The organism is Actinoplanes sp. ATCC 53533 (assembly GCF_003947245.1).
The window spans coordinates 206,633-218,928 of the sequence record NZ_QHHV01000028.1 but is presented as its reverse complement, the minus strand read 5'-3'; the positions used below and the strand labels follow the sequence as shown (position 1 = coordinate 218,928).

At 72.3% G+C, this 12,296-nt stretch carries 12 protein-coding genes; 10 read left to right on the top strand and 2 right to left on the bottom strand.

The window, feature by feature from the left end:
- Nucleotides 1–182: 182 nt before the first annotated feature.
- The gene (locus DMB66_RS11285) at nucleotides 183–722 is read right to left on the bottom strand and encodes a hypothetical protein (protein ID WP_125803995.1); all 540 of its coding nucleotides are present in this window, start codon (nucleotides 720–722) and stop codon (nucleotides 183–185) included.
- Between the two features lie 278 nt (nucleotides 723–1,000).
- Between DMB66_RS11285 and DMB66_RS11280 the strand changes: the two genes are divergently transcribed.
- The 7 genes from DMB66_RS11280 (at nucleotide 1,001) to DMB66_RS11250 (ending at nucleotide 6,647) form a co-directional block, all read left to right on the top strand.
- Nucleotides 1,001–1,540 carry a DUF1269 domain-containing protein gene (locus tag DMB66_RS11280; RefSeq protein WP_125803994.1) on the top strand — a complete coding sequence of 180 codons (540 nt, stop codon included), beginning with the start codon at nucleotides 1,001–1,003 and terminating at the stop codon, nucleotides 1,538–1,540.
- 166 nt (nucleotides 1,541–1,706) lie between these two features.
- Nucleotides 1,707–2,105: a hypothetical protein gene (locus DMB66_RS11275; protein ID WP_125803993.1), complete on the top strand. Its 399-nt coding sequence runs from the start codon at nucleotides 1,707–1,709 to the stop codon at nucleotides 2,103–2,105.
- Between the two features lie 16 nt (nucleotides 2,106–2,121).
- Nucleotides 2,122–2,574, top strand: a complete 453-nt coding sequence (locus DMB66_RS11270; RefSeq protein ID WP_125803992.1) for a hypothetical protein — start codon at nucleotides 2,122–2,124, stop codon at nucleotides 2,572–2,574.
- A 12-nt stretch (nucleotides 2,575–2,586) separates the two neighbouring features.
- Complete coding sequence (locus DMB66_RS11265; protein WP_125803991.1) at nucleotides 2,587–3,171, top strand: hypothetical protein; 585 nt, start codon at nucleotides 2,587–2,589, stop codon at nucleotides 3,169–3,171.
- A complete protein-coding gene (locus tag DMB66_RS11260) occupies nucleotides 3,135–4,985 on the top strand; it encodes a SulP family inorganic anion transporter (RefSeq protein WP_233624473.1) in 1,851 nt (616 codons plus the stop codon). Before DMB66_RS11265 ends, DMB66_RS11260 begins: the two co-directional genes overlap by 37 nt.
- Nucleotides 4,982–5,917 carry a YhjD/YihY/BrkB family envelope integrity protein gene (locus DMB66_RS11255; RefSeq protein ID WP_233624472.1) on the top strand — a complete coding sequence of 312 codons (936 nt, stop codon included), beginning with the start codon at nucleotides 4,982–4,984 and terminating at the stop codon, nucleotides 5,915–5,917. The genes DMB66_RS11260 and DMB66_RS11255 overlap by 4 nt, the downstream gene beginning before the upstream one ends.
- A gap of 118 nt (nucleotides 5,918–6,035) precedes the next feature.
- On the top strand, nucleotides 6,036–6,647 hold the full coding sequence (locus tag DMB66_RS11250) for an HdeD family acid-resistance protein (RefSeq protein ID WP_125803990.1): 612 nt from the start codon (nucleotides 6,036–6,038) through the stop codon (nucleotides 6,645–6,647).
- Between the two features lie 34 nt (nucleotides 6,648–6,681).
- Here the strand turns inward: DMB66_RS11250 and DMB66_RS11245 are convergent, their stop codons facing one another.
- Nucleotides 6,682–9,783 carry a BTAD domain-containing putative transcriptional regulator gene (locus DMB66_RS11245; protein ID WP_158647210.1) on the bottom strand — a complete coding sequence of 1,034 codons (3,102 nt, stop codon included), beginning with the start codon at nucleotides 9,781–9,783 and terminating at the stop codon, nucleotides 6,682–6,684.
- Nucleotides 9,784–9,948: 165 nt separating this feature from the next.
- On the opposite strand from DMB66_RS11245, the gene DMB66_RS61110 reads away from it, so the two are divergent.
- The 3 genes from DMB66_RS61110 (at nucleotide 9,949) to DMB66_RS11235 (ending at nucleotide 12,228) form a co-directional block, all read left to right on the top strand.
- Nucleotides 9,949–10,086: a hypothetical protein gene (locus DMB66_RS61110; protein WP_158647209.1), complete on the top strand. Its 138-nt coding sequence runs from the start codon at nucleotides 9,949–9,951 to the stop codon at nucleotides 10,084–10,086.
- Nucleotides 10,087–10,402: 316 nt separating this feature from the next.
- Entirely contained in the window at nucleotides 10,403–11,575 is a 1,173-nt protein-coding gene (locus tag DMB66_RS11240) for a sensor histidine kinase (RefSeq protein ID WP_125803988.1), read from the top strand.
- Nucleotides 11,572–12,228: a response regulator transcription factor gene (locus DMB66_RS11235; RefSeq protein ID WP_125803987.1), complete on the top strand. Its 657-nt coding sequence runs from the start codon at nucleotides 11,572–11,574 to the stop codon at nucleotides 12,226–12,228. The genes DMB66_RS11240 and DMB66_RS11235 overlap by 4 nt, the downstream gene beginning before the upstream one ends.
- Nucleotides 12,229–12,296 lie beyond the last annotated feature (68 nt).

The window sequence follows — 12,296 nt, the reverse complement described above, 5'->3', positions numbered from 1 at the left end:
CGGGCCGCACCCAGCGGCACGAACGCCGATGCAGCCGGACGGTGGTGCTCCGGCTGCATCGGCGTGCTATGTGGTCAACGGCGGCGCCTCGACACACGTCGTGCCGTGCGACGTGCCGTACGCCGGGCCACCCGGCGGGATCCGAACATCTCCTCACCTCCCTGAGTGTTCACGGCGGGCCGCTACCGGGCCGCCGCCGTCTCGAGGTCGTGCAGCTCCTTGGCCTCCGCCGCCGTGGTCAGGCCGATGCCGACCAGATCGAACGGGCTGATGAAGCCGTCACTGATCCGGAAGCCGCCGGCCCGGGCGATGGCATCGCGCAGCGGTACGGCCCAGTGGTGCTCGATGAGCAGGAGCGCCGCGGCGGAGTCGTCGGGGATCTCCGCGAGGATGTCCCAGGCGTCGTCGTCACCGAACGCCTTCAGCCCCGCCACGGCGGCCTGCGCTCCGGCGGTGGCGCCGGCCTCGGCGCCGGCCTCGCCGTCGATGCCGAGCCCGATCAGCGCGCCGATCTTGCTACCCAGTTCGACGGCCTCCTGGGTGGAGAGGTTGCTCAGATGCTCGACCCCGATCTCGCCGCGGGCGTCCTTGTAGACGGCGAGGGCGTCGATGACGCGAACCGTGTCACTCCTGCGCAGCTTCTCCAGCTCCGCGATCACCTCGCCGTGGAAATCCGGATGGTTGAAACCCAGCACGATCAATTGGACCGGACCGATGGCCATCTGCTGCCACTCCTTCCTCTGACCGGACGATGGGCGGGAACCACTGCGAACGACGTCCTGCCGTGGCCCACCCATGCCTGATCCTCCAGCCGGGTGCCCGGCTGCCGCCTCATCCGGTGCGGGTGACGTCGGTGCGGAGCCGTTCCGTGGCGTCGTGCCGACCGGGCGCAGCTTCATTCGCCGGGAATGAGGCCCGGCTCCCGGCCGGCATGGCTGACTGGTTCCGACGCCGGAGACGCGACCCGGCCGTGCAGATCAGTGAAGGGATGTGTTCGATCATGGCAACACTTGTCGCCATCGGTTACCCCGACGAGACCACCGCGACAGCCGCGTCGCTGGAAGCGCAACGCCTCGCCAAGGACCTCATCATCCAGCCTGACGCCATCGCGGCCATCATCCGCGACCGTGAGGGCAAGTTCCACGTCACCACCAACCACCACGCGGTGGCCGGCGGGGCTTCCTGGGGAATGTTCTGGGGCTTGCTGTTCGGAATCCTGTTCTTCATCCCGTTTCTCGGTATGGCCGTGGGCGCCGGCCTGGGCGCCCTCATGGGCAAGATGACCAAGGGCGCGATCAACAAGCAGTTCCAGGCGCAGGTACGCGACATGCTTCAGCCCGGGACGTCGGCGTTGTTCCTCGTGGTCGAGCACGTCACACCCGACAAGGCCATCGACGGGCTGGCACAGTTCGGCGGCACGGTGCTCAAGTCGTCGCTGCCCAAGGAGACCGAGGCGGAGCTGCAGGCAGCCCTGCACGGCGAGGGCGGCAGCGCGCAGGCCGGAACGACGGAAACCACGTCGGCCAGCGCTGCCCTGTGATGAGCGGTCCGCCGCCCGCCTGGTCTCCGGCGAGGATCTGAGGCGGGCGGCGGACTTACCGGGATGCCGGTCCGCGTGGACGTGCGTGGGCCGGCATCCCCCTTTGCCGCGGTGTTCATCACCGCGAGATGACGCACCACCGGACTGCGGAAGTGAGGCTCGGCCCATGAAACGGATGGCTACCCGGACCGCCGCCGTGACGGCGGCGACACTCGTCCTCGGCGGATGCGGCACCGACCCGCCGCCGGTATGTGACAGCCTCGCCGCCGTCCAGACGACGATGCACCAGATCCGCAACGTGAACGTGTCGGAGAATGGCCTGGCCCCGCTGAAGGCCCATCTCCAGCAGCTGAAGGTGGATGTCCGCCTGCTGCTCACCGATGCCGCGGCGCAGTTCGCGCCGGAGGTCGAGGGGGTGCGGGCAGCGGCTGAGCAGGTCTCGACGAGCGTCGCCACGGCCCAGCAGACGCCCGACGCGGCCCAGATCAGCGAGGTTCGGACCACGCTGGGCGCCCTGCGGTCCAGCCTGGAAAATCTCGGCGACGCCATGTCGGGCACCTGCTGAGACCGGGAGGGACGCCATGTCCGAGAGCGGTCCGGCGCGGAGCGCGCCATACACCGGCGTGGAGCGGAGCACGGCGACGGCGTGGGTCGGCTGGGTGCTGCTCGGCGCGATCATGATCGTCATGCTCGGCGCCGTGCACGTGGGCACCGGCCTGGTGGCGCTCGTGCGCCCCGATGTGCTGGCCGGGGGACGTGCCGACCTGTTGCTGCCGGTGACTCTGGATGCCCTCGCCTGGGTCCACATCGTGCTCGGCGTCGTGGCTGTGGTCGTCGGCGTGGGCCTGGTCCGCGGATCCGGCTGGGCGCGTCTGTTCGCGGTGTTCCTGTCCGGCGTGGCCGCCCTGGTCAACTTCGCCTTCGTCGGGATCTATCCCGTGTGGTCAGTCACCGCGCTGGCCATGATCACCTTGGTCGTCTACGCGGTGGCGGTGCACGGGTCCGAGATCGCCGGCGCGTACGGCGACACTTGACAAGGAGACCGCATGTGGGAAAGGCGGATCGTCCGCCGGATGCCGTGGCGCCGAGCTCCGCTGCGCCGCGGCTCGGACAAGATCCAGGCGTGGCTCACCCTGGTAGTGATCATGGCGGTGCTCCCGGCCGCGCCCTGGGTCGCCTGGTGGACGGCGAGCACGACGTACGGTGCGGAGGTCCGCGCGAGCGAGTGGGAAGTGGCGCACCGCCGCGCGGTGGCCGCTGTCCTGGTGCGGGATGCCGCCGCCGACCCGCCCGCCGGTGAGGCGCTGCCGGGCCCGGAGCACGTGCCGGCGCCGGTGCGCTGGACCGACTCGGACGGCACGGTCCGTTCGGCTGCCGTCCCGGTGGCGGTGGGCACGCGAGCCGGCAGCCCGGTGACCGTCTGGGTCGACGAGCACGGGGCATTGACGTCGCCGCCCCGGCGGCGCAACCCCACTTTGGACGCCTCGGTGGCCGCGACATTCGCGGTGACCGCTGTGATCGCGTTTCTGGTAGGCGTCCGGCGCGTCGTCGTCTGGCGCCTCGACCGCCGCCGGATGCGGTCGTGGGAGACGGAATGGCAGATCATCGGCCCGCGCTGGAGCAGACGGTGACCGGGGCGAGGGAGCGGGCGACCGGCGCGCGCGGAGCCGTCGGCCGGTGGGTGCCGGGTGTGCGGACCGTGACGACCTACCGCCGGCGGTGGCTGGCCAAGGACGTCGTCGCCGGCCTGGTGCTGTCGAGCCTGCTGGTCCCGCAGGGCATGGCGTACGCCGAACTCGCCGGCCTGCCGCCCATCACCGGCCTCTACACAACGGTGTTCGGCCTGCTCGCCTATGCCCTTTTCGGCGCCTCGCGGATCTTGGTGGTCGGACCCGACTCCTCACTCGGACCGATGATCGCCGCGGTGCTCATCGCCACCATCGGCTCCGGCGGCGACCCGGCCGTGGCCATCGGCCTGGCCTCGATGCTCGCGCTGCTGGTCGGCGTGACCATGGCCGTGGCCGGCATCGCGAAACTCGGCTTCATCGCCGACCTGCTGTCCAAACCCACCCAGATCGGCTATATGAACGGCCTGGCGGTCACCATCTTCGTCAGTCAGCTGCCCAAATTATGCGGGTTCTCCGTCGATGCCGACGGACTTGTCGGCGAGGCGTCCGGCTTCGTGCACGGGCTGGCGGACGGGGCCGCGGTGCCGGCCGCCTGCACGGTCGGCCTGGTCACCCTGACGATCATCGTGGTGGTGCAGCGCTGGCTGCCCAAGGTGCCGGCCGTCCTCATCGCCGTGGTCGCCGCGATCGCCGCGACCTCGCTTCTTGACCTGGGCGATCGTGGTGTGGATCTGGTCGGTCCGCTGCCGGCCGGCTTCCCACCCCTCGCCGTGCCGCACGCGTCCTGGTCGCAGCTCGTGCTGCTGCTGGCCGGCGCGGTCGGCATCACCGTCGTGTCGCTGACCGACACGATCTCCACCGCCTCGTCGTTCGCCGCCCGGACGGGGCAGGAGGTCCGCGCCGACCAGGAGATGATCGGTGTCGGCGCGGCCAACGTCGCGGCGTCGTTCTTCCAGGGCTTCCCGGTCAGCACCAGCGGCTCCCGGACCGCGGTCGCCGAGCAGTCCGGTGCCCGCACCCAGCTGACCGGGGTCGTCGGCGCCGCCGTCATCCTGATCATGCTGGTGCTGACACCCGGTCTGCTGCGGAATCTGCCGCAACCCGCGCTCGCCGCCGTGGTGATCGCCGCGTCGCTGTCGCTGGCCGACATCCCCGGCACGGTACGACTCTGGCGTCGACGGCGCCTGGAGTTCCTGGTCTCCGTCACGGCGTTCCTCGGAGTGGCGCTGCTCGGGGTCCTGCCCGGCATCGGTGTCGCGGTCGGACTGTCGGTGCTCAACGTGTTCCGCCGGGTGTGGTGGCCGTACCAGACGGAATTGCGCCGGGCGCCCGGCGTGCCGGGCTATCACGACGTGCGCTCGTACCCGGACGCCGAGCGCCTGCCGGGGCTGGTGCTGTTCCGCTTCGACGCGCCGCTGATCTTCGCCAACGCCCGGGTGTTCCGGGGCCAGATCCGGAAGCTGGCCCGCACCGACCCGCGGCCGGTCTGGATCGTGCTGGCGGCGGAACCCGTCACCGACGTCGACATCACCGCCGCCGACATGCTGGGTGCGCTGGTGGGCGAGCTCGACACCGAGGGGACGTCGCTCGTCTGGGCCGAGCTCAAGGATCCGGTACGGCGCAAAATGGACCGCTACGGCCTGACCGCGGCCATCGGCCCGCACGCTTCTTCGCCACCTTGGACGAGGCGGTCGCCGCGTACCGGTCGCGAACCGGCGCCGCCTGGGTGGCGCCGGACGATGGGGCGACCGTCGAGGGTGACGTCCAGCCCGGGCCGCCGCGCGGAGCATGACGGCAGGATGATCGCGGACCCGTGACGATCGGACAGCGGCTGGATCGCCTCCAGCGGCGGCGGGCCGCGCTGGAGTTCGCCCATGCCGTCCTCCGCAAGTTCGCCGACGACGGTGGCGGCCGGGAAGCGGCGCTCATCACCTACTACGGGTTTCTCAGCATCTTCCCGGCGCTGCTGCTCGCCGAGACGGCCGTCGCGTGGGCTCTCCACAACCACCCGGAACTGCGGCGGCGCGTGATCGCGGCGATGGTCCCGCCGTCGCTGCAGGCCACGGTCGAGAGCGCGGTGGCCGCCCTGCCGGCCGCGCGGGCGGCTTTCGTCGTGGCACTGGCCGGGCTGGTGCTCTCGGGTACGGGAGTGGTTCGCGCGGCGGGCGGCACACTCAACCATCTCGCCGCCGTTCCCTACCGGCTGCGGACCGGCACCGCGTGGCGCCCGGCCCGGGTGGTGGCAGCCCTGGCCCTCATCCTGTCCGGCGCGGTGACCGTCGGTTGCCTGGTCGTGGTCGGCGCGGCGAACCCCGGCCTGCCCTGGGTGTCCCGCCTGCTGGTAGTGGCCGGGGAACTAGCGGCCGCATTCGTCGTCCTGCTGCTCGTCGCGCGCCTGTTGCTGGAGCGCCCGGCACCCGTGCGGGCACTGTGGCCGGCTGCGGCGCCGGGCGCGGTGGCGGTGATGGTCGTGCTGGAGCTGGGCGCGGAGGTCCTGCCCGGGATCGTGCGCCGGGCCGGACCGGTCTACGGCGCCTTCGCGACCGTCGCCGGGATGTTCACGTTGCTGTACCTGCTGAGCCTCGCGCTGGTGGTCGCGGCGGAGGTCGCCGCGGTGCACCGGGCGCGGCTGTGGCCCCGCGCCATCGACCGGAGCCGGCCCACCGCCGCCGACGCGCATGCCCTCACGCTGCTGGCCCGGGAGCAGGAACGAGTTCCCGGACAGCGCATCGAGTCTCGATTGCCGTGACGCGGCCGGTGCCTCGGCGGGGTTCCCTCGCCGCGGATGATGACCGCGCTTCGCCGCCGGGGTTTGCTCAGCACGGCGATCGCGCCGGACCGCACGGGTAAGCACCGAGGAGGCCAGCATGACCGGGACATCCGCGGAAGTCGGCAACGGTACGACGAACGGCTGGCCGAGCACCGCCGCGGAGCTGAGGTCGATCCCCGTACCCTGGGGAACCGTCCTGGCGACCGGCATTCTCGGTGCTGCCTTCGGCGCCGCGGTGCTCATCTGGCCGGATGTCTCGCTGCGGATCATGTCGGCGCTCACCGGGGTGTGGCTGCTCCTGGCCGGCATCGCTCGGATCATCGGCGCCTTCCTGCCCGGCAGCGGAAGCGTCGCGCGCCACGTGCTGTCCGGGATCGTCGGCGTCGTGATCCTCATCGCGGGTCTGGTCTGCCTGAGTGACCTGGTGAGCCGCCTCGCCGTGCTCTCCCTGCTGTTCGCGGTGACCTGGATCCTCAGTGGACTCGCCGAGGTGCTGCTCGGTCTTCAACGCGCCGGTCCGGCGCGCATCGGTCTGGTCTGCGCCGGCCTGCTCTCCTTCGCGGCCGGCGTCGTCTTCCTGCTGGTGCCCGATCTGTCCTTGGCGACGCTGGTGATCCTGACCGGGGTCAGCGGTCTGGTTGTCGGTCTCGCCGAGGTGGCGCTGGCGCTCGTCCTGCGCCGAACGGCCGGGCACCCCGAGGAGGCTTGATCGAGGGCCCGACGCGTCGACGCCGGTCAGCGGGCTACCGCAGGTGCTGACCAGGGTGTCCGGCGACCTGATCTCGCTCGTCGAGCTGGCGGGCGAGTTCCTCGGCGCGGGGCTCCTGGCCGGAGCGTGCGAACAGCGCCCGGGCTTCGGTCCACGCGGCCCGGGCCGCTGCCTCGTCGGTTCCGGCGTACGCGTCGCCGAGGCTGCGCAGGGCGGTGGCGAGAAACGACTGCCAGCCCCGGGTGCGCCACAGTCGCACCGCCTCCCGCAGGCGGGCGATCGCGCTGTCCCGCCGGCCGGCGGCCAGGTCGAGCTCGCCCAGGATGGTCAGCGCGTCCGCCACGTGGTGGGTCATGTCGTATTCCCGGCCCATCGCCAGAGCGGTCTCGGCGGCCGCCGCCGCGCGGGCGTCACCGCGCTTGGCATACAGGCGGGCGAGGCCGAGCATCGTCAGGGTCTCGGTGTAATCGTCACGGTAGCGCCGGGAGATGGACAGCGACGCGGTCAGGGCCCGTTCTCCGGCGTCGAGGTCATCGACGGCGTTGTAGGCGATGCCGAGGAACTGCTGCACGGTCGCCTCGTAGCGCGGGTTGTCCAGGTTTCGGGTCAGCTGCAGCGCCTCGGTCAGGTGCTCGATGACGGTGTCGAAACGAAGGTGCTCGGCGTGCGCTACCGCCAGCGCGACGTGCGCCCTGGCCTGGCCGCCGAGGTGGCCCGCACCCTCCGCCAGCCGCAGCGACCGGGTCGCCGTCTCCACCGCCTGCCCGTGCTCGCCCCGCGCCGCCAGCGCCCAGGAATACTGCACGGCGGCGTCGGCGGTGCCGCGCGCGTCGCCGATCTCGGTGAACATCTCCAACAGCCGCCGCGCGTCGGAGTGCAGGTGGTCCATCGCCTCGCCCGCGCTGTCGCCGCTGTTCCAGGTGCTCACCTCGATCAGCCCGCGCAGCATGACCGCCTCGCCACGCAGGTTTCCCGCCGCGCGGCAGACGCTCATCACGTGCTTGTTGACCGCGTCCCACTCCACGTACATGCCGCGCAGGTCGAAGTATTTCTCCAGGCAGCCGGCCAGGTCGAAGGCCAGCTCGTGCAGCCCGAGGTCGCAGGCCTGGTGTACGGCGGACATCAGCCCCGCCCGTTCGGCGTCGAACCAGGCGAGCGGCTCGATCCCGGTGATCTCGTCGACCGGGGTGCGGGGCGCGTCGCCGTGGATGGCGGCGTAACACGGACCGGGCACCCGCCGGGCCATTCGTTCGGCGTGGGCCAGCCAGGCACCGAGGCCCCGTTCGAACGCGCCCGCCCGAACGCCCGCGTCGTCCTCCGCCTCGGCCCGGTCCCGGGCGTAGAGCCGGACCAGGTCATGGAAGCGGTAGTGGCTCTGCCCGGACGGGTCGGTGCCGGCGATGGTGAGGAGCTGGGCGTCGACCAGCGACTCCACGCTGGCCACCGCGTCGTCGTGCGGGCAGCCGAGCAGCGCCGGTGCCATCCATTCCGGGAATTCCAGGATGTCGAAGGGCCCCAGCAGCCGGAACAGCCGGCGGGCCCGCTCGTCGAGTCCGTCGTAGCTCAGCGCCAGCGACGCCCGCACGCCCAGGTCCCCGGAGGTGAGCTGGTCCAGCCGGCTCCGTTCGTTGCCGAGCCGGCCGGCCAGATGCGCCAGGGTCCACGACGGGCGCGCGGTCAGCCGGGCGCCGGCGACCCGGACGGCCAGGGGAAGCCGCCCGCAGAGCCGGACGATCTCCGCCGCGTCGCCTGGTTGAGCCGCGATCCGGCGTTCGTCGGTCACCCGGCCGAGGAACCGCACCGCCTCGTCGGGCTCGAGCACGTCGAGCTCGATCCAGCGGGCGCCCTCGAGCCCGGTCAGCCGGGCCCGGCTGGTGATCAGCACCGCGCAGGTCGCCACGCCGGGTAGCAGCGGCCGGACCTGCGCCTCCGACACGGCGTTGTCCAGCACGACCAGGATCCGACGGTCGGCCAGCAGGCTGCGGTAGAGCCCGGCCCGTTCGACCGGGTCGGCCGGCACGGCCCGGCTCTCCATGCCCAGCGCCCGCAGGAACCGCAGCAGCACGTCGCTGGGGTCCAGCGCGGCTGCCTCCGCGCCGCGCAGGTTCACGAAGAGCTGTCCATCCGGGTAGGACGCCGCCAACCGGTGCGTGAGGTGCACGGCAAGCGCGGTCTTGCCGATGCCGCCCATGCCGGCGATCCCGGCGATCGGCAGCGCGGCGGCCGGCCGATCCGGCCCGTTGAGGACGGTTCGGAGCTCGGCCAGCTGGCGCTCGCGGCCGGTGAAGTCCGGTACATCCGGCGGCAGCAGCGCCGGGACGGGCGCGACCGTACGGCCGGTGACGGGCGCGGCGTCCGGCGTCTCAGGGGTGGCGCCCTCGCGGAGAACGGCGAGATGGGAAGCTCGTAGCGCGGGCCCCGGCTCGACGCCGAGTTCGCTGGACAGCCGGCGGTACACCTGGTCGTAGGCGGCGAGGGCGGCGGCTCGCTGGTCGGAGCCGGCGAGCGCCAGGACGAGCTGGGCCCAGAATCCCTCCCGCAGCGGATGCTCGGCGGTCAACCCGCGCAGCTCGGCCACGAGATCCTGGTGCCTGCCCAGGCGCAGGTCGGCCTCGATGCGCTGCTCCAGCGCCACCAGGCGGCTCTCGTTGAGCTGCACCGCGAGCTCCTGGAGTGCCTGCGACGGAATATCGACCAGCGCGGGGCCGCGCCACAGCGACAGCGCCTCGTGCAGGCCGGCCGAACGGCGCCGCGGATCCTCGATGGTGCGGGACTCCACCAGGAGTCGCTCGAACCGCGTGATGTCGAGCTGGTCGGGGTCCGCGAGCCGGAACAGGTATCCGGACTGGCGAGTGACGATCATCGGCTCCGGCCGGTCACCGTCGCCCAGCAGGCGGCGCAGTCGCAGGATGCGCACCTGCAGCGCGGCCCGCGCGCTGGCCGGCGGGCGGTCCTGCCACACCTGGCCGACGAGGAAGTCCGCCGGCACGACCTGGCCGGCGCGGACGAGCAACGTTGCCAGCAAGACCCGCTGCTGTGCCGAGGACACCGGCACCGCGCCCTGCGCTGATTCCACCTGCAACGCTCCGAGCAGGCGAAACTCCATCCAGTCCGGCGGGCGCGGTTGATAAATCACGGTCAATGCTCGCATGGCCGGACGCCGGGGATCGAATCGACCGCGACAGCGGTGCAATCGGGGTGTCAGCGCCGTGTAAGGGGAACGACAGCGGATCAGGTTAACGTGCCGACACCGACCGTATCGGGGGGAAGGTTCTGGTGGGTAGGCGCGCTTGCCGCAGCAGTGACCGTCGTCGGTGTCGTGCCCGGCGGCGTGGCGGGCCCCGGCGCGGCGATCGCGGCCGAGCAGGCCCGGTACTGGACGGCGCTGTTGGACCAGACCCGCGCGGCTGAACTGGAGATGACCGACCCTCCCAGGTGATGTGAGGCCCCGCCGGCTAACGGGGGAGGCGGGGCCTCACTCAGCCGCGGCGAGGACCACATCGCACAGGGCGTTCTGACTTCACCGGGTTCAGCATTACTCGCACCCGGCTGCGAGCTGAGTTGACCGGCTGTCGACCAGGCGGCGCCTCACGTCCGATAGCCCTCGAACAGCGGACCGCCGGCTCTCGCGAGAACCTCCGCGGCGAGGGCAGCATGCCACGATTCTGCCCGACCCCGGCGAAGCGGCGCGTCGAGAGTTGATCGACAGAACGCCCGGCCGCGGTTCGTCGCGAGGCTGGTAGCGTGCGTCCATCATGCCCCCTCCCGAGCCGGGAACGCAGCCGGCGAGCGCTTCCGGCCGCGCGCCGGTGCTCGCCCGCGACCTGGCCCTGGGCGCGTGCTTCCTGGCGGCTCTGCTGGTCGAGCGGTTCATGCTGGACCCCGGTGGGGCTCGGTCCGCCGCGCCCGGCGTGGTGGCGGGCGTCGGGCTCGCGGTGGCGATCGCGCTGCGCCGGCGCTTCCCGTTCGGTGCCTTCGTGCTGAGCGCGGCCGCGCTGTGCCTGGAAGTGCTGATCACGTCGCCGTCCTGGCTGGCGCCGTACGCGAATCTGCTCGGGGTCTTCTCGGTGGCGCTGTATGGCACCCGCCGCCAGGCCTGGTGGAGTCTCGGGATCCTGCTCGGCTGCGTCGCCGTCTACTTCGTCGCCCGCGGCGGCGTCACCGCGCCCACCCAGCCGGCCGGGGTTCTGCTGGTGTGGCTGGCGATGTGGTCGGTCGGCTATGCGATGGCCCGGCGGCGCGAGGAGCAGCGGACGGCTCGCCGGCTCATCCAGGAACGGGCGGTGGCCGGCGAGCGTGCCCGCATCGCCCGGGAACTGCACGATCTCGTCGGGCACACGGTCAACCTCATGCTCATGCAGGCCGGGGCGGGACGCCGGGTGCTGGACAAGGACCCGGAGAAGGCCCGCGCGCTGCTGTCCGACCTGGAACGGGCCGGCCGCGACGCCCTCACCGAGCTCGACCGGGTGCTCGGCGTGCTGCGCAGCGACGATCCGGAGGGCGACCGCCCGGCGGACGCCTCCGGCCTCGCTCTGCTGCCCGACCTCGCCCAGCGCATGACCCAGGCCGGCCTGCGGGTGACCGTCCGGATCGGTGCCGGCCTGGCGGACCTCCCGCGCAGCCTGGACCTCACCGCCTACCGGATCGTCCAGGAAGCCCTGACGAACGCGCTGAAGCACGCCGACGCCGGCACCGCCGACGTCACGCTGCGCCGGGACGGGCAGTGGCTGGACCTGGTGATCCGCGACGACGGGCGGGGACCGGCCGCCGACTACCGGCCCGGCCGGGGCCTGATCGGCATCCGCGAGCGGGTCGCCCTGTTCGACGGCACCGTGACCCACGGTACCGCCGGCCGGGCCGGCTTCCAGGTCGCCGCCCGCCTGCCGTTGACCACGGTCGCGGCCGCCGCCGAGGAGTCGGCTCGATGACCGTACGCGTGCTGCTCGCCGACGACGACGCGCTGCTCCGGGCGGGAGTGGCCGTCGTGCTCGGCACCGCCGACGGCATCGAGGTGGTCGGCGAGGCGGCCGACGGGTTGCAGGCGGTCGCGCTGTGCCGCACCCTCGGCCCGGACGTGGTCGTCATGGATGTGCGGATGCCCGGGGTCGACGGCATCGAGGCGACCCGGCGGATCGTCGCGGCCGGGTCGCCCACCCGGGTGCTCGTGCTCACCACCTTCCACCACGACGAGTACGTCTGGGGTGCGCTGCAGGCCGGCGCCAGCGGCTTCCTCCTCAAGCGCGCGTCGCCCGAGCGGCTGATCGACGCGGTGCGCACACTCGCCTCCGGCGACGCCCTGATCGACCCCGCGGTCACCCGCGAGCTGGTCGGCCAGTTCGTCACCGGTTCCGCCACGAGCCGTACGGCGTCGCCCGAGTCACGACGGCTGGACCAGCTCACCGGGCGCGAGCGGGAGGTGCTGAAGCTGGTCGCCGAGGGCTACTCCAATGCCGAGATCGCCGATCTGCTCACGATCGCGGAATCGACCATCAAGACGCACGTGAAGCGGATCCTCGCCAAGATCGATGCGCGGGACCGCGCCCAGGCGGTGGTGGTCGCCTACCGGGGTGGCCTGATGTAGTGCCAGGGTGGCATACCCCAGCTGGGGTACGTGAGCTCCCCTCCACGGAGGGACGTGCCGACGGCCGC

What these genes read in the sequence shown, in the direction of transcription:
- DMB66_RS11285 (WP_125803995.1), bottom strand. Translation starts at nt 722, where the DNA reads ATGGCCATCGGTCCGGTCCAATTGATCGTGCTGGGTTTCAACCATCCG.
- DMB66_RS11280 (WP_125803994.1), top strand. Translation starts at nt 1,001, where the DNA reads ATGGCAACACTTGTCGCCATCGGTTACCCCGACGAGACCACCGCGACA.
- DMB66_RS11275 (WP_125803993.1), top strand. Translation starts at nt 1,707, where the DNA reads ATGAAACGGATGGCTACCCGGACCGCCGCCGTGACGGCGGCGACACTC.
- DMB66_RS11270 (WP_125803992.1), top strand. Translation starts at nt 2,122, where the DNA reads ATGTCCGAGAGCGGTCCGGCGCGGAGCGCGCCATACACCGGCGTGGAG.
- DMB66_RS11265 (WP_125803991.1), top strand. Translation starts at nt 2,587, where the DNA reads ATGTGGGAAAGGCGGATCGTCCGCCGGATGCCGTGGCGCCGAGCTCCG.
- DMB66_RS11260 (WP_233624473.1), top strand. Translation starts at nt 3,135, where the DNA reads ATGGCAGATCATCGGCCCGCGCTGGAGCAGACGGTGACCGGGGCGAGG.
- DMB66_RS11250 (WP_125803990.1), top strand. Translation starts at nt 6,036, where the DNA reads ATGACCGGGACATCCGCGGAAGTCGGCAACGGTACGACGAACGGCTGG.
- DMB66_RS11240 (WP_125803988.1), top strand. Translation starts at nt 10,403, where the DNA reads ATGCCCCCTCCCGAGCCGGGAACGCAGCCGGCGAGCGCTTCCGGCCGC.
- DMB66_RS11235 (WP_125803987.1), top strand. Translation starts at nt 11,572, where the DNA reads ATGACCGTACGCGTGCTGCTCGCCGACGACGACGCGCTGCTCCGGGCG.